General features: G+C 68.1%; 21 protein-coding genes and 1 tRNA gene. 9 read left to right on the top strand and 13 right to left on the bottom strand.

The features are described from left to right. Positions 1-222 precede the first annotated feature (222 nt). The 4 genes from L2Z93_RS02105 to L2Z93_RS02090 form a co-directional block, all read right to left on the bottom strand. Entirely contained in the window at positions 223-924 is a 702-nt protein-coding gene (locus tag L2Z93_RS02105) for a DUF2334 domain-containing protein (protein ID WP_090593194.1), read from the bottom strand. Between the two features lie 140 nt (positions 925-1,064). Next, a protein-coding gene (locus L2Z93_RS02100) for an IS3 family transposase (RefSeq protein WP_409347462.1) occupies positions 1,065-2,236 on the bottom strand; the annotation gives its coding sequence in 2 pieces (ribosomal slippage) (positions 1,065-1,984 and positions 1,984-2,236; 1,173 coding nt in all). A gap of 64 nt (positions 2,237-2,300) precedes the next feature. Next, the gene (locus tag L2Z93_RS02095) at positions 2,301-4,478 is read right to left on the bottom strand and encodes a S9 family peptidase (protein WP_193438963.1); all 2,178 of its coding nucleotides are present in this window, start codon (positions 4,476-4,478) and stop codon (positions 2,301-2,303) included. Beyond that, entirely contained in the window at positions 4,475-5,368 is an 894-nt protein-coding gene (locus L2Z93_RS02090; protein ID WP_090593203.1) for a phosphoribosylaminoimidazolesuccinocarboxamide synthase, read from the bottom strand. The genes L2Z93_RS02095 and L2Z93_RS02090 overlap by 4 nt, the downstream gene beginning before the upstream one ends. Before the next feature lie 51 nt (positions 5,369-5,419). Between L2Z93_RS02090 and L2Z93_RS02085 the strand changes: the two genes are divergently transcribed. Beyond that, complete coding sequence (locus L2Z93_RS02085; protein ID WP_090593206.1) at positions 5,420-6,031, top strand: hypothetical protein; 612 nt, start codon at positions 5,420-5,422, stop codon at positions 6,029-6,031. A 4-nt stretch (positions 6,032-6,035) separates the two neighbouring features. Here the strand turns inward: L2Z93_RS02085 and L2Z93_RS02080 are convergent, their stop codons facing one another. Genes L2Z93_RS02080 through L2Z93_RS02070 form a run of 3 tightly spaced genes read right to left on the bottom strand, consistent with a single transcriptional unit; the run spans position 6,036 to position 9,106 of the window. Further along, on the bottom strand, positions 6,036-7,025 hold the full coding sequence (locus L2Z93_RS02080) for a glutathione S-transferase family protein (protein WP_090593209.1): 990 nt from the start codon (positions 7,023-7,025) through the stop codon (positions 6,036-6,038). Positions 7,026-7,043: 18 nt separating this feature from the next. Beyond that, the gene (gene purB, locus L2Z93_RS02075; RefSeq protein WP_090593212.1) at positions 7,044-8,462 is read right to left on the bottom strand and encodes an adenylosuccinate lyase; all 1,419 of its coding nucleotides are present in this window, start codon (positions 8,460-8,462) and stop codon (positions 7,044-7,046) included. Positions 8,463-8,488: 26 nt separating this feature from the next. Beyond that, positions 8,489-9,106 (bottom strand): TetR/AcrR family transcriptional regulator, encoded by a 618-nt coding sequence (locus tag L2Z93_RS02070; RefSeq protein ID WP_162562033.1) that lies wholly within the window; start codon positions 9,104-9,106, stop codon positions 8,489-8,491. An 80-nt stretch (positions 9,107-9,186) separates the two neighbouring features. On the opposite strand from L2Z93_RS02070, the gene L2Z93_RS02065 reads away from it, so the two are divergent. Continuing rightward, entirely contained in the window at positions 9,187-10,023 is an 837-nt protein-coding gene (locus L2Z93_RS02065; protein WP_090593218.1) for an alpha/beta hydrolase, read from the top strand. Between the two features lie 392 nt (positions 10,024-10,415). Here L2Z93_RS02065 and L2Z93_RS02060 read toward each other — a convergent pair whose 3' ends face one another. Continuing rightward, complete coding sequence (locus tag L2Z93_RS02060; RefSeq protein WP_090593221.1) at positions 10,416-11,939, bottom strand: PPE family protein; 1,524 nt, start codon at positions 11,937-11,939, stop codon at positions 10,416-10,418. A gap of 190 nt (positions 11,940-12,129) precedes the next feature. Here L2Z93_RS02060 and L2Z93_RS02055 point away from each other — a divergent pair, with 190 nt between their 5' ends. Next, on the top strand, positions 12,130-13,791 hold the full coding sequence (locus L2Z93_RS02055) for a hypothetical protein (RefSeq protein WP_128111844.1): 1,662 nt from the start codon (positions 12,130-12,132) through the stop codon (positions 13,789-13,791). Positions 13,792-14,094: 303 nt separating this feature from the next. On the opposite strand, the gene purD is transcribed toward L2Z93_RS02055, so the two are convergent. After that, positions 14,095-15,351 (bottom strand): phosphoribosylamine--glycine ligase, encoded by a 1,257-nt coding sequence (gene purD, locus L2Z93_RS02050; RefSeq protein WP_090593229.1) that lies wholly within the window; start codon positions 15,349-15,351, stop codon positions 14,095-14,097. A 39-nt stretch (positions 15,352-15,390) separates the two neighbouring features. On the opposite strand from purD, the gene L2Z93_RS02045 reads away from it, so the two are divergent. Further along, complete coding sequence (locus L2Z93_RS02045) at positions 15,391-15,795, top strand: HIT family protein (protein ID WP_090593232.1); 405 nt, start codon at positions 15,391-15,393, stop codon at positions 15,793-15,795. Here L2Z93_RS02045 and L2Z93_RS02040 read toward each other — a convergent pair. Beyond that, positions 15,767-17,272: a sensor histidine kinase gene (locus L2Z93_RS02040; protein ID WP_090593407.1), complete on the bottom strand. Its 1,506-nt coding sequence runs from the start codon at positions 17,270-17,272 to the stop codon at positions 15,767-15,769. The two genes, L2Z93_RS02045 and L2Z93_RS02040, sit on opposite strands and share 29 nt — an antisense overlap. A gap of 88 nt (positions 17,273-17,360) precedes the next feature. Beyond that, the gene (locus L2Z93_RS02035) at positions 17,361-18,089 is read right to left on the bottom strand and encodes a response regulator transcription factor (RefSeq protein ID WP_090593410.1); all 729 of its coding nucleotides are present in this window, start codon (positions 18,087-18,089) and stop codon (positions 17,361-17,363) included. A 124-nt stretch (positions 18,090-18,213) separates the two neighbouring features. On the opposite strand from L2Z93_RS02035, the gene L2Z93_RS02030 reads away from it, so the two are divergent. Next, positions 18,214-18,996: a hypothetical protein gene (locus L2Z93_RS02030; RefSeq protein ID WP_090593235.1), complete on the top strand. Its 783-nt coding sequence runs from the start codon at positions 18,214-18,216 to the stop codon at positions 18,994-18,996. A gap of 11 nt (positions 18,997-19,007) precedes the next feature. On the opposite strand, the gene L2Z93_RS02025 is transcribed toward L2Z93_RS02030, so the two are convergent. Continuing rightward, positions 19,008-19,415, bottom strand: a complete 408-nt coding sequence (locus L2Z93_RS02025) for an HNH endonuclease (protein ID WP_090593238.1) — start codon at positions 19,413-19,415, stop codon at positions 19,008-19,010. 92 nt (positions 19,416-19,507) lie between these two features. Between L2Z93_RS02025 and L2Z93_RS02020 the strand changes: the two genes are divergently transcribed. Beyond that, positions 19,508-19,582 (top strand) — tRNA-Thr (locus L2Z93_RS02020). Here the strand turns inward: L2Z93_RS02020 and L2Z93_RS02015 are convergent. Next, positions 19,561-20,187, bottom strand: coding sequence for a TetR/AcrR family transcriptional regulator (locus L2Z93_RS02015; RefSeq protein ID WP_090593242.1), 627 nt, complete (start codon positions 20,185-20,187; stop codon positions 19,561-19,563). The genes L2Z93_RS02020 and L2Z93_RS02015 overlap by 22 nt on opposite strands. A 43-nt stretch (positions 20,188-20,230) precedes the next feature. On the opposite strand from L2Z93_RS02015, the gene L2Z93_RS02010 reads away from it, so the two are divergent. The 3 genes from L2Z93_RS02010 (at position 20,231) to L2Z93_RS02000 (ending at position 23,411) form a co-directional block, all read left to right on the top strand. Beyond that, positions 20,231-20,911, top strand: coding sequence for a DUF899 domain-containing protein (locus tag L2Z93_RS02010; protein ID WP_090593413.1), 681 nt, complete (start codon positions 20,231-20,233; stop codon positions 20,909-20,911). A 182-nt stretch (positions 20,912-21,093) separates the two neighbouring features. After that, positions 21,094-22,524 (top strand): amino acid permease, encoded by a 1,431-nt coding sequence (locus L2Z93_RS02005; RefSeq protein WP_193438965.1) that lies wholly within the window; start codon positions 21,094-21,096, stop codon positions 22,522-22,524. Next, the gene (locus tag L2Z93_RS02000; protein WP_162562034.1) at positions 22,521-23,411 is read left to right on the top strand and encodes a universal stress protein; all 891 of its coding nucleotides are present in this window, start codon (positions 22,521-22,523) and stop codon (positions 23,409-23,411) included. The genes L2Z93_RS02005 and L2Z93_RS02000 overlap by 4 nt, the downstream gene beginning before the upstream one ends. Positions 23,412-23,413: the final 2 nt, after the last annotated feature.

Here is a 23,413-nt window from a genome sequence, read left to right as displayed (position 1 = left end):
GCCACCAGTTCTCACAAACCGCCCTCACGCCTCACTCGATGAGGTGGCCCGCCACCAGGTCTCGAAACGCCGCCATGAAGCCGCACTCAATGAGCGGCGCGCCGGAACCTCCGGGTACGCCGCACCCGAGAGCCGCGAGCCGACAGCAACGGGGAACGGGGAACGGGCAACGGGCAACGGGCAACGGGCAACGGGCAACGGGCAACGGGCAACGGGGAGAATCTAGGCCGCGCGGGCCACCCGCCCGGCCTCCCAGCGGTATACCGCGGGTTCGCACCCATTCTGCAGCGCCACGTCGACCGCCGACAGCATCGCCTTGCGGACCAGGGGGATGGGCAGCCGGCGCGCGGACACGTTCAGCCGCGCCAGGCCGCCGCGCTGGGCGACCCGTTCGGCGGACAGCACCAGCAGTCGGCACCACCACGGGTCGGTCAGGAAACCTTCGCCGACGCCAAGCACTCGGCCCCGGTCGGAGCGACCTCGCACCAGGTCGGAAACCTCCCCCGGTCCGGCGAGCAGACGAAACCCGCACTGCGGCAGCGCTTTCACCGCACCATGCGAGGCGGCCCAGCCCGGTGCTGCGAACAGCCGCGTCCGCAGTCCGAGGTGTTCGAGCACCCGGTCGGCGGCCATCAGCCGAAGTTTTGCCTCGTGCGCGCCAAGTTCCGCGAACTCACCGCGGCGGGCCTTGGTGGCCGCTTGGTCGTACCCATGCAGCAACACGGCGTCACCGCCGTCGCGCCGGGAATGCAGCCAGTCGACGGTCTCCGGGTCTGCGTCGAGCCGATACCCGCCGGGCAGCCGCGGGGCCACCAGCAGTGATGCCGGCACGCCGCGGGCCGACAGCGCGTCACAGAAGGACGCCACCTGGGGCAGTGTCTGGTCGGAGATCCCGGAAACCGAGACGATCAGGCGACCTGTCACAAACGCAGTGTCGTCCTCCCGGGTGACCAGTTGGTGGCGGACACGCCGACAACGGGCGACTTTCCGGTTACCCCTCGGAACCGATGCCCCGGGCCTCTGAGGGGCCCGACAAAATTCGGACAGTGAATTTCTTGGTTTCCTTACGCCGCGCTCTCGCGAGCGAACCATTCCGATTCTAGCTCATTGGGTGTTCGATATCCAATCGCGGAGTGGAGGCGGATTTGATTGTATCGAAGTTCGATGTACCCCGTGATGTCCTTCCGCGCGTGTTCTCGCGTCGGGTATTGGGTACGGTAGACCCGTTCATTTTTCAGTGTGCCGTTGAACGACTCGGCCCATGCATTGTCGTAACAAATACCCGTCCGCCCGACAGATCGGAGCACTCCCAGTTCCTTGGCCACGTTGGCGAATTCTGCGGAAAGATACTGCGCCCCGCGGTCGGAATGAAACACCGTCACTCCAGGGGTGAATTCGGTATTGCGGGCCGCCATGCGCAGCGCGTCGGCGACCAGCTCGGTGCGCATATGGTCGGCCATCGCGTAGCCGAGGACCTTCTTCGAGAAGCAGTCGAGCACGGTGGCCAGGTACAGCCATCCTTCCCAGGTCCGGATGTAGGTGATGTCGCCGACGAGTTTGAGCCCGGGCGCGGTGGCGGTGAAATCCCGAGCCACCCGGTCGGGTAGGTCGCCGGCATCGCCGGCGATCGTGGTGACCGGGCGGAACGGGCGTGGTTGGCAGGCCACCAGGCCCAGTTCGACCATGATCGAGCGGACCGTCTCGGGGTCGACGACGGTGCCCCAGCGGGCCAACTGGGCATGGACACGGCGGTAGCCGTAGGTGCCATCGGAGTGGGTGAACGCGAACTGGACTTCAGCGGCCAGTGCCTCCCGGCGCAGGGCCCGGTCTGACGGTTCGCGGTCGCGCCAGTCGTAGTAGCCCGAGCGTGACACTCGCGCCCACTGGCACATCGAGCTGATCGGATAGTTGCCTTCTTCGCCAGCGATGAACGCGTATTTGGCGCTCACCGGAACTTCTTCGCGAAGAAGGCCACCGATTTTCCCAGAAATTCATTCTCCATCCGGAGTTCTCGAACTTCGCGTTCCAACTCCTTCAGCCGCGCTCGCTCCGGAATCGACAATTCCTGCTCCACCGCGGGGTGGGTCGCGCGATATTTCTTCACCCAGTTCCCCAACGTCTGCTCCACGATCCCCAACTGACGCGCCACATCCGCGATCGGCCGGGAAGAGTCGATCACCTCTTTGACCGCCGCCTCCCGAAACTCAGGCGTGTACCGTGTATTCTTCTGAGCCACAACAACTCCATTTCAGTAACCCCAATCCTACTTTGGGTCCACTGTCCGAGAAACTCCCGGCACCTCACTCTTCCTCGCTCGTTCCTCGCTCGTCGAACCCGGTGGAACCGATGCCCCGGGCCTCTTCCTCGCTCGTTCCTCGCTCGTCGAACCCGGCGTTCCCAGAAGTGGAGAGCAGCCAGGCGTACTGGAACGCGACTTCCTTCCAGCGCTCGTACCGCCCGCTGATGCCACCGTGGCCAGCGGTCATCTGGGTCTTCAGCAGCACCGGGGTCGCATCCGTCTTGGTGTGCCGGAGCGCGGCCACCCACTTCGCCGGCTCCACGTAGAGCACCCGGGTGTCGTTCAGCGAGGTCATCGCCAGGATCGCCGGGTAGTCCTTGGCGGCGACGTTCTCATACGGCGAGTAGGACGCCATGTAATCGTAGACGTCCTTGTCCGCCAACGGGTTTCCCCACTCGTCCCATTCGGTGATGGTCAGCGGCAGCGACGGGTCCAGCATGGAGGTCAGCGGGTCGACGAACGGCACCTGCGCCAGGATCCCGGCGAACAGATCCGGCGCCATATTGGCCACCGCGCCCATCAGCAGCCCGCCGGCGCTGCCGCCGAGAGCCACCAGCCGCGACGGCTCGGTCACCCCGGAGGAGACGAGGTGCCGGCCGGCCGCGATGAAATCGGTGAAGGTGTTGCGCTTGGCCAGCAATTTGGCGTTCTCGTACCAGAGCCGGCCCAGCTCCCCGCCGCCGCGGACGTGCGCGATGGCGAACACCATGCCGCGGTCGAGCAGGGACAGCCGGGCGATGGAGAACCGGGGGTCCTCGCAGGACTCGTAGGCCCCGTACCCGTACAGCAGCGTCGGCGCCGGGAACTCGACTCCGCGGCGGTGGATCACCGAGATGGGGATCCGGGCGCCGTCGTCGGCGACGGCCCAATCGCGGCGCTCCACATAGTCATCCGGGTTGTACCCGCCGAGCACCGGCTGCTCCTTGAGCAGGATCCGCTCGCCGGTGGACAGATCCAGGTCGTAGACCCGCATCGGGGTGACGAAGGAGGTGGACACGAACCGCAGCCGCACCGGGTTCCAGTTCGGATTCCCCGCCAGGCCAACCGATTCCAGCTCCGCGCCGAATCCCAGATCCGACGGCTCGCCGTAACTCCCGTCGGCGCGGATGGGCCACAGCTGACTGCGCGGCAGCCCGTCGCCGCGGTAGCTGATGACCAGGTGCGAGGCGAACGCGTCGACGCCTTCGACGCGGACGTCGTCGCTGCCCGGAATCAGCGTGGTCTGCGACGACGGGTCGCTGACCGGTGCCTCGGTCAGGGTGAAGTTCACCGCCCCATCGTTGTGGGTGATCAGGAAGCGGTCTTCGCCGCCGACGACGGCGTGCTCCGCGGAGTACTCGACCCCATCGCGGCGGCCGAGGATCGAGGTGAACTCGGCCTTCGGGTCGGCGGCGTCGGCGTAGAACACCTCGGCGGTCACGCCGGAGCCGGAGGCGATCATCACGTACTTGTTGCTGCGGGTGCGGCCGACGCCGAGCCAGAACCGCTCGTCGGGTTCGTGGTACACCTTCTCGCCGGGCCGCCCGGAGCCGATGGCGTGCCGCCAGACGGTGTCGGTGCGCCAGGCGTCGTCGACGGTCAGGTAGTAGACGGTGCGGTTGTCCGCCGCCCAGGTCACCCCGGCGGCGATGCCAGTGATCTCGTCCGGGTACAGCTCGCCGGTGCGCAGGTTCTTGAACCGCAGGGTGTACCGCTCGTCGCCGACGGTGTCGGTGGCGTAGGCGAGCACCTCGCCGTCCAGGCTGACCGCGGCCGCGCCGAGCGCGAAGAAGTCATGTCCCTCGGCGAGTTCGTTCTCGTCGAGCATCACCTGTTCGCCCGGAATCTCGGTGTTCTCGTCGAAAACCGGTGGGACCCAATCGTTCGGGTCGGCGACCGGGCAACGGCACTGCAGGCCGTACTGGCGGCCTTCGAAGCTGCGGGCGTAGTACCAGTAGTCGCCGCGGCGGGTCGGGACCGACAGATCGGTCTCCTTGGTGCGCCGTTTGATCTCGTCGAAGATGCTGTCCCGCAACGGTTCCAGCCCGGCGGTGACCTCGTCGGCGTAGCTGTTCTCGTCCTCGAGGTAGCCGATCACCTCGGCGTTGTCCTTGTCCCGCAGCCATTCGTACGGGTCGACGAACACCTCGCCGTGGTGAACGCGCTGGACCTCGACCCGCTTGGCGACCGGCGGGTTCACGCGGACGGCCTCAGCCAGTCGGCGAACCGCAGACCCGAAATCCGTTCGTATGCCTCGATATAACGGTCCCGGGTGGCTGCGACGATCTCCGGCGGCAACGACGGCGGCGGGGCGCCGCAGCCCCGGTCCCAGCCGGTTTCCGGCGCGGTCAGCCAGTTGCGCACGAACTGCTTGTCGAAACTGGACTGCACCACACCGGGCTGGTAGCTCGCGGCGTCCCAGTAGCGCGACGAGTCCGGGGTGCACACCTCGTCGGCCAACCGCAGCACCCCGTGGGCGTCGACGCCGAACTCGAACTTGGTGTCGGCGATGATCACCCCGCGGGTCAGCGCGTGGTCCGCGGCCTGCAGGTAGGTGCTCAGCGTCAGTCGGCTCAGCTGGTCGGCGCGCACGCCACCCACCAGGTCGACGACCTGCTGGTAGCTGATGTTCTCGTCGTGATCGCCGAGTTCGGCCTTGGTGGCAGGGGTGAACAGCGGCTCGTCGAACCGGCTGGCCTCGACCAGCCCGGCCGGCAGCGCGATTCCGCACACCGATCCGGTGCGCTGATAGTCGACCAGCCCGGAACCGGTCAGGTAGCCGCGGGCGACGCACTCCACCGGCATCATGTCCAGCTTCTGCACCAGCAGCGCACGGCCCAGCACCTCGTCGGGGATCCGCGGGTCATCGGGCGGGCCGGCGAGGTGATTCGGCGCGTCGATGAGTCCGAAGAAGAACACGCTCATCGCAGTGAGGATGCGGCCCTTGTCCGGGATCTCACTGTCGAGGATGTAGTCGTAGGCGGAGATCCGGTCGGAGGCCACGAAGAGCAGGGTGTGCTCGTCGACCTCGTAGAGCTCGCGGACTTTTCCGCTGGCCAGATGGCGGTAGTCGGACAACGCAGGACGCATTCGGCCAGCCTATCGACACCGCACGGCGCCGATTCGTGTTGGGATCGACTCATGACTTCGCGGTATCTGCCCTACGCCAGCCGCCCGCACCGGTTCGCCGGCCAGTTCCTCTCCGATGTGCTGGTCATCGGCTGGATCGTGGTGTGGGTGATGGTCGGGGTGTTCGTGCACGCGGCCATCGACACGATCGCCGACGTCGGCCGTCAGGTGCAGAGCGGGGCCACCGGCATCTCAGAAAGCCTGAACTCCGCCGGGGACAGCGTCGACAATGTGCCGCTGGTCGGCGACAAGCTGGCCGCGCCGCTGGACGCCGCGTCCCGGGCCGCCCTGGAACTGTCCGACGCCGGATCTACGCTGACCACCACCGCCACCTGGCTGGCCTGGCTGCTGGCGTTGGCGGTGGCGGCCGCGCCGATCCTCGCCGTCGGCGGGCCGTGGCTGTACCTGCGGGCGCGCTTCTTCCGGCGCAAACGGTTGGCGCTGAGCCTGGCCTCAAGCCCGGCCGGCGTCGAACTGCTGGCGCTGCGAGCGCTGACCAACCGCCCGGTGCGACGGCTGGTGGCGATCAGCCCCGACCCGGTCGGCGGCTGGCGCGCCCAGGATCCCGCGACGATGAGCGGCCTGGTCTCCCTGGAACTGCGGGCGGCCGGGCTGCGCGCGTAGGACGTCAGCCGGCGGGGGTGGGCAGCGGGTCCGGCGCGGTTCCGGCGCCGAACGGGCGGCCGCCGAGCTTCTCCCGCCCGTGCGGGCTGAACCAGTTCCGCAGGTCCGGGCCCTTCGGCACGATGCCCGACGGGTTGATGTCGCGGTGCACCTCGTAGTAGTGCTGCTTGATCTGCGCGAAGTTCGTGCTGTCGCCGAATCCCGGGGTCTGGAACAGGTCGCGCACATACGCCCACAGCACCGGCATCTCGCTGAGCTTCTCCCGATTGCATTTGAAGTGCCCGTGGTAGACCGGGTCGAATCGGGCCAGGGTGGTGAACAGCCGCACGTCCGCCTCGGTGATGGTGTCACCTACCAGGTACCGCTGGCCCTTGAGCCGTTCGCTGACCCAGTCCAGCCCGGCGAACAGCTGGTCGTAGGCGGCGTCGTAGGCCTGCTGTGAGCTGGCGAAACCGCACCGATACACGCCGTTGTTGACGTCCCGGTAGACCACCGCGTTCACCTCGTCGATCTCCGCGCGCAGGTCCTCGGGGTAGAGCTGCGGGGCGCCCGGCCGGTGGAAGTCCACCCATTCGAGTTCGAAGTCGATGGTGATCTGCGCGAAATCGTTGGTCACCACCGCGCCCGAGCCGACGTCGACGATCGCCGGGACGGTGATGCCCTTCGAGTAGCCCGGTGTCCGGGCGAAGTACGCGTCCTGCAGCCGCGGGATTCCCAGCACCGGGTCTACCCCATCGGGGTCGAGGTCGAAGGTCCAGGACCGGCTGTCGTGGGTGGGCCCGCACAGACCCAGGGAGATCGCGTCATCCAGGCCGAGCAGTCGCCGGACGATGATGGTGCGGGTCGCCCACGGGCAGGCGTACGCGGCGATCAGGCGGTAACGACCCGGCTCCACCGGGTAACCGTCGCGGCCGTCCCGGGTGATGCGGGTTTCGATGTAGCGGGTGTCGCGCTCGTACGGTTTATCAGCGGTGCGGTAACTGCCCTGGTCCATTGGGGCCAGGGTAGTCGGCTACAGGATCGAGCCGGGTCGATATCCGGCGGCGTCCGGATACCGCTCAACCAGCTCGGAGACCCGGGCGGCGACGGCGTCGACCTGGTCGGCGGCGGCGCCGGTGAACGCGGCCTTGTCGGCCAGCGCCGCGTCCAGTGCGGCGCGATCCAGCGGCAGCCGGTCGTCGGCGGCCAGCCGGTCCAGCAGGTCAGGGTCGCGGCCCTCCTCGCGCATGGCGAGCGCGACGGCCACCGCGTGCTCCTTGATGACCTCGTGCGCGGTCTCCCGGCCGACGCCCGCGCGGACCGCGGCCATCAGGATCCGGGTGGTGGCCAGGAACGGCAGGTAGCGGTCCAGTTCGCGCTGGATGACGGCCGGATAGGCGCCGAACTCGTCGAGCACGGTCAAGAACGTCTCGATCTGCCCGTCGATGGCGAAGAACGCGTCGGGCAGCGCGACGCGGCGCACCACCGAGCAGAACACGTCGCCCTCATTCCACTGCGCGCCGGCGAGTTCGGCGGCCATCGAGGCGTAGCCGCGCAGGATCACCTGCAGGCCGTTGACGCGCTCGCAGGATCGGGTGTTCATCTTGTGCGGCATCGCCGAGGAGCCGACCTGCCCGGCCGCGAACCCCTCGGTGACCAGCTCGTGGCCGGCCATCAGCCGGATGGTGTGCGCCATCGACGACGGCCCGGCCCCCAGCTGCACCAGCGCCGAGAGCGCGTCGTGGTCCAGCGAGCGCGGGTACACCTGCCCGACGCTGTCGAGCACGGCGGCGAAGCCTAGGAAGGCGGCCACCCGTCGCTCCAGGTCGGCGAGGCGCGCGGTGTCGCCGTCGAACAGGTCCAGCATGTCCTGCGCGGTGCCCATCGGGCCCTTGATACCGCGCAGCGGGTAACGGTCGATCAGCTCGGCGATCCGGTCCAGCGCGATCAGCGTCTCCTGCGCCGCGGAGGCGAACCGTTTGCCCAGCGTGGTGGCCTGGGCGGCGACGTTGTGGCTGCGCCCGGCCATCACCAGGGCGCGGTACTCGACGGCGCGGGCGGTCAGTCGGGCGGCGACGGCGACACCGCGGGCGAACACCAACTCCAGGGACTGCCGAATCTGCAGCTGCTCGACGTTTTCGGTGAGATCGCGGCTGGTCATGCCTTTGTGCACCTGCTCGTGGCCGGCCAGCGCGTTGAACTCCTCGATGCGCGCCTTCACGTCGTGGCGGGTGATCCGCTCGCGGGCGGCGATGGAGTCCAGATCGACCTGCTCGAGCACGCGCTGGTAGTCGTCGACGACGCCGTCGGGCACAGCGACGCCGAGTTCGGCCTGGGCGGACAGCACCGCCAGCCAGAGCCGGCGTTCGGCGACGATCTTGTTCTGCGGCGACCAGATGTCGCGCATCTCGGCGCTGGCGTAGCGGTTGGCCAGGACGTTGGGAATGCTCACGGCGAGGAAGTTTACGGGCGCGGGATTTACCGGCGCACCGTCAGCTCGTACGGCGCGAGCACGTCGATAACGTCGATCAGGGTGGCGCGGGCGGTGGCCCGTGGGCTCTCCAACTCCTCGACCAGCGCCGAGACCACCGCGCCGTCGACCGTGCAGACCAGCGCGGTCAGCAGTTCCGCGCGGGCGCGACGGCCGCAGCGGGTGACGAGTTCGCTGGCGGCGTCGGCGCGCAGCCGGCGGATCCGGCGCTGCACATCGCGCAGTCCGGGTTGCCGGGCGCAGGCGATGAACCGTTCGTAGCGGGAGATCAGTCGCGCGCCTGCCGGGTCGTCGTCGACGAGCAGGTCGACGAGCAGTTCGGCGGTCGACTCCGGTCCGCGGCGACGACGGGACAGCCGGTCCAATTGGGCGCGCAAAAGTTCGGCCTCGCGCAGCGCGATGTGTTCCACGGCGGCCGCGATCAACTCGTCCAGGGAATCGAAATAGTAGGTCGTCGACGCCAGCGGCAGCCCGGCGCGGGCGGCCACGGCGCGGTGCCGGACCGCGTCGAACCCACCCTCGCACAATAAGTCGGCGGCGGCGCTGACGAGCGCGTCCCGCCGGCGTTCCCCCTTGGGAGTGACGGCCGCAGTCACGGGGAACAATGCTGCCAGTCACCGCCATACGCTGGGGGTTTTCTGAAAAACTGGACGGTAACCAATCTTCGCTTCCGGCGGTCGGTGGCATGATTGCCGCCATGCCAGACATCAGCCGTCGCACCGCCTTGCGACTCGGGTTCGGCGCGGCCGCCGGGTTGGCCGGCGCGGCCGTGGTCAGTTCGCTGGGCGCCCCGGTCCCGTTCGCCGCCCCGGCGCCCACCATGTCCACCGGATCGTTCATCTCGACCGCGCGCCGCGGCACGAAGGTCAACTGGGCCATCGCCCGCCCGCCCGGGCAGGGCGGGCCGCTGCGGCCGGTGATCGCGCTGCACGGCAAGGACGGCAACGCCGCCTCGGTGATGGCCGGCGGAGTGGAGAACGGATTGGCTCAGGCGGTGGCGGCCGGGTTGCCGCCGTTCGCGGTGGTCTCCGTCGACGGCGGCAACGGCTACTTCCACCAGCGGGCCTCCGGCGACGATTCCGGCGCGATGGTGCTCGACGAGCTGCTGCCGCTGCTCGCCGAGCAGGGCCTGGACACCTCGCGGGTGGCGTTTTTGGGCTGGTCGATGGGTGGCTACGGCGCGTTGCTGCTCGGCGGCAGGTTGGGCGCGGGTCGCACCGCGGCGATCACCGCGGTCAGCCCGGCGTTGTGGCTGTCCTCGGGCGCCAGCGCGCCCGGGGCGTTCGACGGGCCCGAGGACTTCGCCGCCAACAATGTGTTCGGCATGCCGGGGCTTGCAGGCATCCCGATCCGCATCGACATCGGCTACGACGACCCGTTCTACGACGCCACCCAGGATTTCATCGCGCAGCTGCCCAGCCCGCCGGCCGGCGGCGCCTCCCCGGGCGGGCACGACGGCGCGTTCTGGAGCTCGCAGTTGTCCGCCGAGCTGGACTGGATGGCCCCGCTGCTGACGGCTTAGTCGGGGTCTGCTCTGGCGCGCCTGTCCTTGGTCTGGGCGCGGTGCCGTCGACCCATCGACTGAGAACTCTTGGCGGTTGGTGAGAACTGTTGGCGGCAGCGCCATCGGCTGAGACGTGATGGCGGTTAGTGAGACGTGAGGTCGGTTGGTAAGACATGAGGTAGGCCGTTTTCATCGACTGAGAACCTAGGGACACGTTGTTCGAGTAGGCCCCACCATCAGGCCTCAATCGATGAAAAACCCATCCCGGGTTTCTCACTGAGGTACCTGAGGTCTCACCAACGTGCCTAGATTCTCACTCGATAACGTTGTGCGCCAACGTTTCTCACTAGCGTCCCTGTGTTCTCACTCGCCGAAGGGTCCGAGGACGACGGGAGCGTGCCGCCCGGAGACTAGTTTCGCTCCCAGTCGCTGGGCAGCATCGGTTCGACGGGAGTCTCGTCGTCGGCGGCCAGCACGGTCAGGCCCGCGACGCCGAGGTGCTTGGGTCCGGTGACGCCGGTGAACCCGACGGTTCCCGCGCCCTTGCCGCCGGCGACGACGGTGGGTCGCTCCGGTTCCGTCGGCTCGGGATCCGGTGTGGCGTCCAGGAATTCGTAGCGGTAGGCGCGCACGTTGGCGTCGCCGCCCTGATGGCGCTTGCGACGGGCTTTGCGTCGGGCGGCCGCTGCCGCGGCGGCTGCGGCGGACGCGCCGACGTAGGCGGACTCCGAGGCCGACTCCGCGGCCTGGGCGCCGCTGCGCAACCCCGGGCCGAAGCCGATGCCCGGGTCGTCGCCGCCGACGGCGTAGACGACGGTCGGGCTCGCCGGGGCGGGGGTCGTCGGCGCCGGGGAGGGCGCGGGCGTCGTCGCGGACGACGCCCCGCCGGTGGCGGTGGCGCCGGCCGTCGGCGTCGGGTTGCCCGCCGGAACGCTGGCGGCCAGCTGCGGCTGCTCGGGGGCGGCCTCGGCCGGCGGCTCGGCGTACGCGTCGAGGTAATTGCCCATGCCACCGAGACCCAGAGCGATCGGCAGGGCGATCGCCGCGGGGGCGGCGAACGCCGGGTATAGCGGCGTGCCGATCAGCGCGAAGACAGCGCCGTAGGCGAACAAGAAGAACACATTGGCCATCGATCCGGATGGCCCGATCGCGCCGAGGCCCTCGCTGGCGATCGCCTCGCCCAACCGGATCGCAGTGTTGATCGGGTCGAAGATGATGTCGCGCAGCTGCACGTACATGCCGTGGAAGTGCTCGGAGACGCCGGCCAGCCACTTGTCGATCGGGTCATTGGCCACCAGCCAGTCATAGAGCGGGTTGGGGATCCGGAACCCGGAGTCGGCGGCGGTGCTCATGGCGCGGGCCGACATGACATTGGCGGTGGCGTCCCCGTCGCCGACGGCCAGGATCGGCGGGGCGACATCGGTGATCGGCGCGGAACGCACGGCCGTGCCCGCGGTCAGGTCGTAGGCGGCCATGGTGGCGGCGGCCTGAATCCACATCCGGATGTAGTTCGCCTCGTTGATCGCCATGGGGACGGTGTTGATCCCCAGGAAATTTGTGGAGGCAAGAACCGCCTGGGTGGTCCGGTTGGCGGTTAGCTCGGCCATGGTCGGCATGGTCGCCACCGCGCCGCTGTACGCGGCGGCGGCGGTCTCGTGCTGGGCGGCCAGCGCCGCGCTGTTCGTACTCGCTTGGGACAGCCAGGCGAGGAAGGGCAGGTGCGACACCAGGTACTGCGCCGCCGACGAACCCTCCCAGGAACCCGCTTCCACCGAGGCCAGCACAGCGCTGAGTTCCGTTGCGGTGTCGGCATATTCGGCGCTGAGCGACGTCCAGGAGGCGGCTGCGGCCAGCAACGGACCAGCGCCCGGCCCGCTATTGAGCAGGGTCGAGTGAACCTCAGGCGGCGCCGCCATCCACACCGGTGCAGTCATGGTCCTCGGAGTATTGCACGGCCTAAGCGGCGTTAGCTAAGCCAAACCTTTGCTACAGCGGTGAGGTTTGACACATGTCGATTACTTAGGTTAGCCGTACCTATTGTTTGATAGGCAACGCTCAGCTAACCTCCAGACGGTTCACAGGAACTTTCCAGCGAACCTCCAGCTGCTCTCAAGGAGAAGAATCTTGCAGTCACCCCGCCGAGCGTCGACCACGGAGCTCGAGTCCCCCGCCCCGGTCCGCAACCGGGCCAAGTACCTGGCCGCCGGCGTCGCCATCGCCGCCACCAGCGCCCTTGCCATCACCCCGTCGGTGGTCTCGCCGATGGCGTCTTCCGATGTCCAGATCCAGCGGATCGAGCAGGCCCGGGCGGATGCCTATGGGCTGACGGCTTTCCAGAATCCGCTGGAGGTTTGGCAGGACGTGTTCAACGGCTACGAGGTGGTCTTCACTAACCCGGACGGATCGCCGAAGGTCGTCCAGGAAGGCCTCTCGCTCCAGCTACAGAAGTTGTTCGAGGGCTCGTCAGAGCAGTGGGAGCAGCTTGCTGAGACCTTCAGCGACCCCGACGTTCAGGCTCAGTTCGTCAACAGCTTCCGCAACTTGGCGGATCCGGAGCGTTACCAGACAGTTGCGGCCAACATTCCGGACTACGTTGAGAGAATCGGCAACGCAGGCGAAGGCCTCTTCGACCAGATCCAGGAAGCCGTCGAGGCGCTTCCCGAGGTCCTGCAGGCCTCCGCGGCCCTACTTGCAGCGGGCGACCCATTCGGTGCCTACAGTGAGATCAACTACTGGTTCCTGACTGCCGGATTGTCAGACTTCCGCGGATCGATGCTGGACGCATTCCGCGTGCCAGGAGATTTCTTCGACGATCTCGGTGTGGAACCCTTGTCGAGGATCCTGGGTGCTTCGTGGATGGACGAGGCGTTCGATTCTCAGCAGCGACCCGGTTGGGCCTCATATGGACTACTGAACCGTGGAATGATCGGCAACTTCGCGCGGGCCGTTCTCGCCCCGCAGGTTACCACCGTCTTCCAGACGCTTGAGATCGTTGAGACCTTCGCCGGAGCGGTGCAAGGCGGAGATTTCGAGACCGCGGCCAGCGAGCTCGTGAACGCACCGGCGAAAATCACCGGCGCATTCCTCGTCGGTTACATTCCGAAGTTCGTGAGGGAGCAGGGTTCCGTCGGAACGGGACAAAATTTCCCGGGCATCTTCACTGTGAACAGCACCTTCGATTTCTTCACGCGCCAGGTGCCCGAGCAAATCAACAAGACGCTCACTGCCGAGCGGCCCGATCCCGAAGATACGTCGAACAGGAACGGCGATCCTGGTGCACTCCCAAGCAACCTCGCCCTCACAGTCGCGGCTGCACCGACCCAGACCGGCAGCGAGAAGAAGTCTCAGGATTTGACTCCGACTGCCGACATCCAGGGAACGAATGTTGCGAACCCCACCAATGAAGGCGATGAGGGGGACGGCACGGGCCGCCTGAAGGACAGGGCTGAGGCTCCCGCGAATCTTGCCTCTGAGCTGGCCAACGGCGCGAAGGCCGATGGCGAGGCTCCCGGCACCCAGGCACCGAAGTCGAGCACACGCTCGGCGAGCAGCAGTGTTGGCAGCAAGATTCAGCAGCGGGCTGAGAAGCTGCAGAACAGCATCACCAAGCGTGTGGACAAGCTGACCAACTCGATCACCAAGCGGATCGGTCTGGGAGGCAAGTCCAACGGCTCTGCCGCTGACTCCTCCAGCCCATCCGGTCCGAGCGCCAGCAGCGGCAATGGCGGAAACGGCGGCGGCGAAGGCTCCGGCGGCGGCAATGGCTCCGGCGGCAGCAGCGACTGACACCGCAGTGACCTAGCGCCTCGGCGCTAATCGAAAACCCGGGGGAAGGCGACCAGCCTTCCCCCGGGTTCTTCGTTGGGCGTGATTCCGGGCGACGCCAGTCACCTCACGACGATCGGCGGCGCTTTTGGAGCCTCGCCTTTGACCTCAGGACGATTCTTCGCGACCCCAGTGACACCGGGCAGATTCCAGGCCGAGTTTCCGTCCCACTGTTTCTAGCAAACGCGCATTCCGGCCTGGGGTAACTGGGGACGCGCAGGGTCGCCGCACCACCACCGCAGCGCTACTGGTGGCGCAACCGCGCTACTCCCCTGCCGCGGTCTTGGCGATATCGGTGCGGAAGTGGCTGCCGGCCAACTTGATTCCGGCGATCTTGGCGTAGGCGTCGGCGCGGGCGGCGGACAGGTCGGCGCCGGCGCCGACCACCGACAGCACTCGGCCACCGGAAGAGACGACGGCGCCGTCGTCGCGGCGGGCGGTGCCGGCGTGCAGCACGCCCGGCGCAGAAGCCCCGGTGATCACGTCGCCGGTGCGGGGCCGGCCCGGGTAGTGCTCGGCGGCGACCACCACCGTCACAGCCGAGCCGTCGCGCCAAGAAAGCGCACCGAAGGAATCAAGGGAGCCAGTCGAAGCGGCATGCAGGAGCTGGCCCAATGGCGATTCCAGCAGCGACAACACGGCCTGGGTTTCCGGGTCGCCGAAGCGGCAGTTGAACTCCACCACCGCGGGCCCCGATGACGTGATGGCCAGCCCGGCGTAGAGCAGCCCGGTGAACGGGGTTCCGCGCCGAACCATCTCGGCGGCAACGGGTTTCACCACATCCTCGACGATCGCGTCGACCGTCTCGGCAGCCAGCCAGGGCAGCGGCGAGTAGGCGCCCATGCCGCCGGTGTTAGGGCCGGTGTCGCCGTCGCCGACGCGCTTGAAGTCCTGCGCGGGCAGCAGAGGCACCACGGTCTCGCCGTCGACCACGCAGAACAGCGACACCTCGGGTCCGTCAAGGAAGGACTCGAGCAGCACCGGGTGCCCGTCGTCCAACAGCGCGGCGGCGTGCGCGCGGGCGACGTCGCGGTCGGCGCTGACCACCACACCCTTCCCGGCGGCCAGGCCGTCGTCCTTGACCACCCAGGCGGCCTGCCCGGCCGGCGGGCCGAAGCGGTTCAGCGCCGAATCCAGCTTGGCCGGATTGTCCACGATCTCACTCACAGCGGTCCGCACACCGGCCGCGCTCATCACATCCTTGGCGAACTGCTTGGACCCCTCGATCTGGGCGGCCTCCCGGCTCGGCCCGAAACAGGGGATGCCGGCGGCACGCACCGCGTCGGCGACGCCGGCGACCAGCGGCAGCTCGGGCCCGATCACCACCAGGTCGGCCCCGAATCCGCGGGCCAGCGCGACCACTTCGGCGCCGTTGGTGGCGTCGATGTCGCGCTGTTCGGCGATCGCCGCGGTGCCGGCGTTGCCGGGGGCCACCGCCAAGGCTTCCACCTGCGGGTCGCGGGCCAAGGCCAGCAGCAGAGCGTGTTCACGGGCACCGGATCCGATTACGAGGACGCGCACGCCGGTCAGCCTAGCCGCGGACTCCTATGCTGGGGTTCCATGGCCACCATTTTCACCAAGATCATCAACGGCGAACTGCCCGGGCGCTTCGTCTACGAAGACGACGAGTTCGTCGCGTTCCTGACCATCGAACCGATGACCCAGGGCCACACGCTGGTGGTTCCCCGCGCCGAGATCGATCAGTGGCAGGACATCGACCCGGAGGTCAACGCCCGGCTGATGACCGTCGCGCAGAAAATCGGGCAGGCCGTGGTGACGGCGTTCGACGCGCCGCGGGCCGGCCTGCTGGTCGCCGGGCTGGAGGTGCCGCACCTGCACGTGCACGTCTTCCCGCTGCGCAACCTCACCGACATCGGGTTCGCCGGCGTGGATCGCAATCCCTCCCCGGAATCCCTCGACGAGGCTCAGGCCAAGATCAAGGCCGCGCTGGCAGAGCAGGGCTGACCGCCACAACCTCTTCGACGGCGGAGTGCGGAGCGTCCACAGCGTCCGGAGCGTCCGCCGAGTCCGGAGCGTCCGCGGCGTCCGCAGAGTCCGGGGCGTCGGCGGTGTCGTCATCACCGACCAGACGCGGGATGGCGACCCGGAACCGGCAGCCCTGCCCGACGTCGGTGCTCACGCTGACCCGGCCGAGATGCGCCCGGACCAGCGAGTCGACGATGGACAACCCGAGCCCGGCGCCGCCGCTGGACCGGTTGCGGGAGGCGTCGGTCCGATAAAAGCGCTGGAACACCCGCTGGGCCTCCTCGGGATCCATCCCGGGGCCCTGGTCGACGACCTCCAACACCGCATCCTGCCCCTCGGTGCCGACCCGCACCGTGATGGACGCCGACGGCGGGGTGTGCTGCAGCGCGTTGGCGACCAGGTTGGACAGCACCTGCCGCAGCCGGGCGTCGTCGCCGAGGACCTCGGGCGTGCCGGGTCCATCGAACACCTCGAGCGTGATCAGTCGCTGCGGGGCCACCGAACGCGCGTCGTGCACCGCGTCGCTGGCGATGGTGAGCAGGTCGACGCACCGCTGCTCCAGCGGGCGCTGCGCGTCGAAGCGGGCGAGCAGCAGCAGGTCCTCCACCAGCAGACCCATCCGGGTGGCTTCGCTTTCGATGCGAGACATCAGCATGTCCACGTCCCGCGCGGCGCCCTGGCGGTACAGCTCGGCGAATCCACGGATGGTGGTCAGCGGAGTGCGCAGTTCGTGGCTGGCGTCGGTGATGAATCGGCGCATCCGGTGCTCGGACTGCTTGGCATGTTCGGCGGAGGCCTCCCGGTCGGCCATCGCGGTCTGGATCTGGGCCAGCATGCCGTTCAGCGCGAGCGACAGCCGGCCGACCTCGGTGCGCGGATCACGTTCGGGCACACGGCTTTCCAGCTCGCCGTCGGCAATGGCCGCAGCGGTCTTCTCCACCTCGCGCAGCGGCCGCAGACTCCGATTCACCAGCGCGTAGCCGGCGATGGCCAACAGCAACAGCATGCAGAACGCCATCCCGGCCTGGGCGAACACCAGCTCCCGCACGGTGGCTTCGGTGTCACGCAGGTCCCGGGCGACGGTGGTCAGCGAACCGTCCGGGCCGCGCTGGGAGACCACCCGCCAGCTGACCCCGGAACCGTCGCGGGATCCGATGGTGATCGGCACCCGGCCCACGTCCTTGCCGGCGGGCAGATCCGGTTCGGCGCCGCGATCGTTGATGGCCATCCAGGTGCGGCCCGCACTATCCACACCGCTGACATAGAACTTCGACGGCGGACGGCCCGGGTTCGGCATGTCCTTGGCAAGCTGTCGGGGGGCCTGCGCCCAGCTGTCCAGCGCGCTCACCAGGGATTGGTCCACCCGGTCGATCAGGTTGTGCCGCAGGATGGTGGTGACGGCGACGCCGGAGGCCAGCAGGCCGGAGGCCACCAGCACCAGCACCGCGGCGACCATGCTCACCCGCAGCGGAACGCCGCGTCGCAGTGGAGCCCCGGTTCCGTCGTTCACCCGGCCATTGTCCCCCAGGAAAGCCCCAAGAGCTCTAACGCGGTTCGCGGAGCACGTAGCCGACGCCGCGCAGCGTGTGCAGCAGTCGCTTCTCCCCGGTGTCGACCTTGCGCCGCAGGTAGGACACGTAGGACTCGACCACGTTCACGTCGCCGCCGAAGTCGTAGCGCCAGACGTGGTCGAGGATCTTCGGTTTGCTCAGCACGGTGCCGGCGTTGATGACGAAGTAGCGCAGCAGGGTGAACTCGGTCGGCGACAGCGAGACCGGCTCGCCGGCTTTCCACACCTCGTGGGTGTCCTCGTCGAGCTCGATGTCGGCGAACTTCAACCGGTTGGTCTTCGGGGCCTCCACGCCCTTGCCGACCCGGCGCAGGATAACCCGCAGCCGGGCCACCACTTCCTCCAGGCTGAACGGCTTGGTGACGTAGTCGTCGCCGCCGAGGGTGAGCCCGGCGATCTTGTCCTCCAGAGAGTCCCGCGCGGTGAGGAACAGCGCCGGGGCGTCGATGCCGTCGTCGCGCAGCCGGCGCAGCACCCCGAAACCGTCCATGCCGGGCATCATCACGTCGAGGATCACCGCGTCCGGGCGGATCTCACGGGCGGCGGCCAGCGCCTCGGGGCCGCTGCTGGCGGTGTGCACCTCGAAGCCCTGGAACTTCAGACTCACCGACAACAGGTCGACGATGTTGGCCTCGTCGTCGACGACGAGTACCCGGGCTTCCGGTTCGGCCTTGGTCGCCGACGCAGGTTCAGTGCTCGTCATGGTCATGGTTTCCATTTCCTCACGATCGGCTGCCGATTGTCCGCTCGCTCGCTGTGGAGTTGCTGTGAGCCACGCTTTGAAGTTCGACGGTCCCACACGTGCGGCGCCGCCATAGACTGAGTTCATGAATCTCGGCGATGCGCTGATCAACGCGGCGGTTGTCCCCCTCAAGGTCGGGCTGGCCGCCACCCAGGTCGGCCTGGAAGTCGCGGGCGAGGCGATCGACGCCGCCAAGAAGGCCGGGGTGGAGGTGCCCAAGGTCGACGACACCGCGACCGCCGTGGTGCACCTGCTCGGTCTGGACGACGCGGTGGCCCGGATCCAGCGCGCGGCCAAGCTCGCCGACGGACTGACCGACGAGAACTCGGCGCTGAACCGCGCGCTCGCGCCGGATGGCCCGCTGGACAAGCTGATGCGCAAGGACGGCCCACTCGACAAGCTGACGCGCCCGGGCGGCGTGGTGGACCGGTTGAGCGCACCCGGCGGAGCGCTGGACAAGCTCAACGCCGAGGGCAGCGGCCTGGAACGCGCGCTCGCCCCGGGCGGCCTGGTAGACCAGCTGCTCGCCGACGACGGGCTGGTCGAGCGGCTGCTCAGCGAGGACGGTTTGGCCGAGCGGCTGTTCGCCGAGGACGGCGTGCTGGAGCGGCTGCTGGCCGAAGACGGCGTCATCGAGCGGCTGACCGCCAAGAACGGTCCGCTGGAGCAGCTGATCAATATCACCGACACGCTGAACCGGCTGGCCCCCGGCCTGGAGGCGCTGACCCCGACAGTCGACGCGCTGCGCGACACCGTCGTCGCGCTGAGCACGGTGGCCAACCCACTGACCAACATCACCGACCGGCTGCGCCCCCGCAAGCCCCCGCCCCGTCCGGCGACCCCGAAGGTCATCGACGCCGACGAGTGAGCACGGTGCGGTCAGTACGACTGACCGTTGGCGTACCTCGTCCGACGGAACGCCCGACCATGGCCGCGGTTGCGACTCTTGTACGTCGGCAACTGCGAGTCGCAGTTCGGACAGACCAGCCGGAGGTTCTCCGGTCGATTGTTGTCCGGGTTGCCGTCAATGTGGTCCAGCACGAACGCGAGAATTTCGCCCTGCCACACATCTGAGCAGCCGCAGATGGCGCAGCGCCCGGACTGCGCCTGAGCGAGGTGCAGCCTGATGTAATGAAGCCGGTGGGAGCCCGCGCACGACGCCTCACCGGTCTCCAGCCAGTGCTTGGTTCGTTCTGCACGCTCAGCCGCACGCTGGCAGGCGTTACTGCAAAAACTCTTCTGGCTGCGTTTCGTGAGAGCCGAACCGCAGCCGCGACATGTTCTCATGGTTCGAACGCTAGTTCACACCTCTGACAAGTCAGCCTGCCAGCAAACACAGTTCTCGACCCTGTCGCTGATACCCTTACCAGCGCAGTTACGCCCCCGTAGCTCAGTGGTAGAGCACTGCTCTTGTAAAGCAGGCTGCGTCGGTTCAATCCCGACCGGGGGCTCCACACACGCCCGCGATGATGTCGTCGACGGTCCGGGCCGCCAGCGCGTCCAGCTGCTCGGCGGAGGCGCCCCGCAGCGGCCCGCGCAGCGCCAGTTCGGCGAATCCGTGCACGGCCGACCAGCACGGCCACTCCGCTCCGTCGCGAGACTCCAGCGCCAGCGAACCCTCGGCCACCATGGCGTCCAGCGCGGCGACCAGCGCCAGGAAGGGCGGCGAATCCGACACCTCGGCGCCAGCGGAGAAGAAGGCGACCGAGAACCAGCCCGGCTCGGCCAGCGCGAATCGGATGTAGCCCAGCCCGACGGCTGCCAGCAGCGAACGGCCGGCGGGCGCGGCGGGGAACTCGGCGGCCATCTGCAGCGCCATCCGGGTCTCGATGGCGCTGCCGACGGCGGCCAGCAGCGCTTCGCGGTCGGCGAAGTGCCGGTAGGCGGCATTCGGCGAGACGCCGGCCTGCCGGGTGGCGGCCCGAATGGTCAACGCCTCCGGGCCGCCGGCGCGGGTCAGCGCCAGCCCCGCCTCGACCAGCGCGGTGGCCAGATCGCCGTGGTGATAGCCCGCCTTCTCAGCCAACCCGTTGACCCCCGTCCGCGCGAAAGTGTACATTGTGAACATTATCATGTTCACGCCGTCCACATTGGAGCTTGCCATGACCACCCCGCTGCCCCCGATCGTCGACCAGCAGACCTGGCAACAGGAACTCGACGCACTCCGCACCAGAGAAAAGGCCGCCACCCGCGAACTCGACGCGATCGCCGCCCAGCGCCGCCGACTGCCGATGGTCGAATTGCCGGACTACACCCTGGATTCCGAATCCGGGCCGATTCGGCTGGCGGATGTCTTCGACGGCCGGTCGCAATTGATCACCTACCACCACATGTGGAACCCGGGCGCGCAGTGGCAGTGCGGCGGCTGCACCGGATACACCGCGCAATTCCGTGAGCCGCGGTTCCTGGACAACTACGACGCCCGGTTCGTCGTCGTCACCCAGGGCCCGATCGACGAAGCGCTGGCCTACAAGAAGAAGGTCGGCAATCAACTGCCCTGGTATTCAACCGCCAACAGCCCGTTCGGCGCCGATGTCGGCGCGCCGCCGCGAGCCGGGTTCGCGGTGAACGTCTTTCTGCGCGACGGTGATCGAGTGTTCCGCACCTGGCACACCGACGGCCGCGGCACCGAGCAGCTCAGCTACACCTTCGCGATGATCGACCTGCTGCCCTACGGCCGGCGCGAGGACTGGCAGGACTCCCCCGAGGGGTGGCCGCAAACCCCCGCCTACACCGGCTGGATGGACTCACCGGACATCGCCCGGATCTACGGCGACAACTGACTACGCGAAGGCGCGGCAAACACACCCAGCAGGCGCGATTGATTGTGTGTTCACCCATGATCTGTTGCGCGCATTCATAAATTGTCACAACCGAAATCGCGTTCACCCTGCAGTCACCTCGGGATAGGCCTAGATTCACAGCACTGCACACGCCCCTCCGAGGAGACCAAGTGACGTCGTTCATGGAAAGCGCGCTCCGGCGCAAACCGGTGAATGTGATTACCGCTGAAACCGGAGTCGACGGCGGCGGGGGCGGTGACCTCAAGCGCAGCATCGGCCTGATCGGCCTGGCGTCCATCGGCATCGGCGGCACCATCGGCACCGGTATTTTCTTCATCCTCTCCGAGGCGGTCCCGATCGCCGGACCGGCCGTCATCTGGTCCTTCGTCATCGCCGCGATCGTGGCCGGCTTGACCGCGCTGTGTTACGCCGAACTGGCCGGCGCCATCCCGGTGTCGGGGTCGTCGTACTCCTACGCGTACACCACCCTCGGCGAGGCGGTCGCCATCGGCGTCGGCGCCTGCCTGCTGCTGGAATGGGGTGTGGCCGGCGCGGCCACCTCGGTCGGCTGGTCGCAGTACGTCAACCAATTCCTGATGAACGTCTTCAACTTCGAGTTGCCGCACGCGCTGGCGAACGCCCCCGAAGAGGGCGGCTGGGTCAACTTGCCGGCGATGGTGCTGATCCTGATGTGCACCCTGCTGCTGATCCGGGGCGCCAGTGAGTCCGCCAAGGTCAACGCGGCCATGGTCGCGGTCAAGCTGATCGTGCTGCTGGGCTTCATCGCGATCGGCTCGTTCGGCTTCGACAGCGAGAACCTGGTTCCGTTCAACCCGCACGGCATCGGTGGCATCGGCCTGGCGGCCAGCATCATCTTCTTCACCTTCGTCGGTCTCGACGGTGTTGCGGCGGCCGGTGAGGAAGCCAAGAACCCGCGGCGCAATCTGCCGCTGGCGCTGATGATTTCGCTGATCGTGGTCACCCTGATGTACGTCGCGGTGGCGTTCGTCGCGATCGGCGCGCAGCCGGCCGAGGAGTTCGAGGGCCAGCGCGCCGGCCTGGCGAAGATCCTGGAGAACGTCGTCGGCTCGTCCTGGCCGGGCACCGCGCTGGCCGTGGGCGCCATCATCTCGATCTTCAGCGTCACCCTGGTTTCGGTGTACGGCCAGACCCGCATCCTGTTCGCGATGTCCCGCGACGGCATGATCTCCCCGGTGTTCCACAAGGTGAACCCGCGGACGCTGGCCCCGGTGCAGAACACCATCATCGTCGGCGCCGTCATCGCCATTCTGGCCGGCTTCATCCCGATCAACTTCCTCGCGGAGATGACCAGCGTCGGCACCCTGGCCGCGTTCGTCACGGTGTCCATCGGCGTGATCATCCTGCGCAAGCGCGCCCCCGAACTGCCCCGCAGCTTCAAGGTGCCGCTGTACCCGATCACTCCGATCCTGTCGGTGCTCGGCGCGCTGTGGATCATCGTCCAGTTGCGCCCCATCACCCTGGTGGTGTTCGTCGCCTGGATCGGCTTGGCGATGATCTGGTACGTGCTCTACGCCCGCAAGCACTCCAAGCTCGAGGCCCACGTCCCGCCGGTTTCGGGAGGACACCGGTGACGATCCTCGTCGGCTACCCGCTGAAACTGCGTTCCAAGGCGGTGACCAATCTGGCCGCCGCCCTGGCCCGCACCCGCGGCGAGGACCTGGTGGTCTGCGTGGTCGCCCCGGCGCCCTGGATGCCCGGCATGTCCCGCGCCGACCAGGGCTACCGCGCCTACATCGACGAGCTGACGGAGGAGGCCTTCGGGCACGCCCGCGCGGACCTGCCCGACGATGTCAAGGCGACCTACACCAGCGTGCAGGCCAAGTCCGCGCCCGTCGGCTTGATGGAGGCCGCCGAGCAGCACAAGGCCAGCGCGATCGTGGTGGGCTCCTCAGACTCCGGGCAGTTCGGCTATATCTCGCTGTCCAGCGTCGCCGACCGATTGCTGCACAGCTCCCCGATCCCGGTCGCGGTGGCCACCCGTGGGTACCGCAACACCGTCGGTTCGGTGAAGCGGGTCACGCTGGCGTTCACCGGCGGCAAGCACAACACCGGCTTGCTGGTGTTCGCCCGCACGCTGGCCGCCAGTTACGGCTGCGAGCTGCGGCTGGCGTCGTTCGCGGTGCATCTGTCGCCGCCGGAGACCGCGCGGTTCAACACCGAACGCGGCCAGGTGCTCGACGAGTGGACCGAGAACATCTACGCCGCGGCCGAACGCGCCCTGGACGACAATCCGGGCGACACCCCGCGCCCGGAGATCGTCATCGGGCACGGCGAGGACTGGGACGACGCGTTCGAGAGCATCGAATGGGAACCCGGCGACCTGCTGGTGCTCGGCTCCAGCGAGGCCGGGCCGATCGAGCGGGTGTTCCTCGGTTCCCGGGCCACCAAGATCGTTCGGCATTCGCCGGTCCCGGTGCTGGTGGTGCCCCGCCGAATCGTGAAGGCCCACGCCGACTGAGC

The sequence above is a fragment of the Mycolicibacterium brumae genome (genome assembly GCF_025215495.1).
Lineage (GTDB): Bacteria > Actinomycetota > Actinomycetes > Mycobacteriales > Mycobacteriaceae > Mycobacterium > Mycobacterium brumae.
The sequence above is the reverse complement of the archived record's forward strand: the minus strand, read 5'-3'. Positions and strand labels throughout refer to the sequence as shown.

What these genes read in the sequence shown, in the direction of transcription:
- L2Z93_RS02040 (WP_090593407.1), bottom strand. Translation starts at nt 17,272, where the DNA reads ATGGTCGCCGCGGTGCTGGTGCTGGTGGCCTCCGGCCTGCTGGCCTCC.
- L2Z93_RS02030 (WP_090593235.1), top strand. Translation starts at nt 18,214, where the DNA reads ATGAATCTCGGCGATGCGCTGATCAACGCGGCGGTTGTCCCCCTCAAG.
- L2Z93_RS02060 (WP_090593221.1), bottom strand. Translation starts at nt 11,939, where the DNA reads ATGACTGCACCGGTGTGGATGGCGGCGCCGCCTGAGGTTCACTCGACC.
- L2Z93_RS02090 (WP_090593203.1), bottom strand. Translation starts at nt 5,368, where the DNA reads ATGCGTCCTGCGTTGTCCGACTACCGCCATCTGGCCAGCGGAAAAGTC.
- L2Z93_RS02065 (WP_090593218.1), top strand. Translation starts at nt 9,187, where the DNA reads ATGATTGCCGCCATGCCAGACATCAGCCGTCGCACCGCCTTGCGACTC.
- L2Z93_RS02045 (WP_090593232.1), top strand. Translation starts at nt 15,391, where the DNA reads ATGGCCACCATTTTCACCAAGATCATCAACGGCGAACTGCCCGGGCGC.
- L2Z93_RS02080 (WP_090593209.1), bottom strand. Translation starts at nt 7,025, where the DNA reads ATGGACCAGGGCAGTTACCGCACCGCTGATAAACCGTACGAGCGCGAC.
- L2Z93_RS02010 (WP_090593413.1), top strand. Translation starts at nt 20,231, where the DNA reads ATGACCACCCCGCTGCCCCCGATCGTCGACCAGCAGACCTGGCAACAG.
- L2Z93_RS02025 (WP_090593238.1), bottom strand. Translation starts at nt 19,415, where the DNA reads ATGAGAACATGTCGCGGCTGCGGTTCGGCTCTCACGAAACGCAGCCAG.
- L2Z93_RS02015 (WP_090593242.1), bottom strand. Translation starts at nt 20,187, where the DNA reads ATGTACACTTTCGCGCGGACGGGGGTCAACGGGTTGGCTGAGAAGGCG.
- L2Z93_RS02035 (WP_090593410.1), bottom strand. Translation starts at nt 18,089, where the DNA reads ATGACGAGCACTGAACCTGCGTCGGCGACCAAGGCCGAACCGGAAGCC.
- L2Z93_RS02005 (WP_193438965.1), top strand. Translation starts at nt 21,094, where the DNA reads ATGGAAAGCGCGCTCCGGCGCAAACCGGTGAATGTGATTACCGCTGAA.
- L2Z93_RS02085 (WP_090593206.1), top strand. Translation starts at nt 5,420, where the DNA reads ATGACTTCGCGGTATCTGCCCTACGCCAGCCGCCCGCACCGGTTCGCC.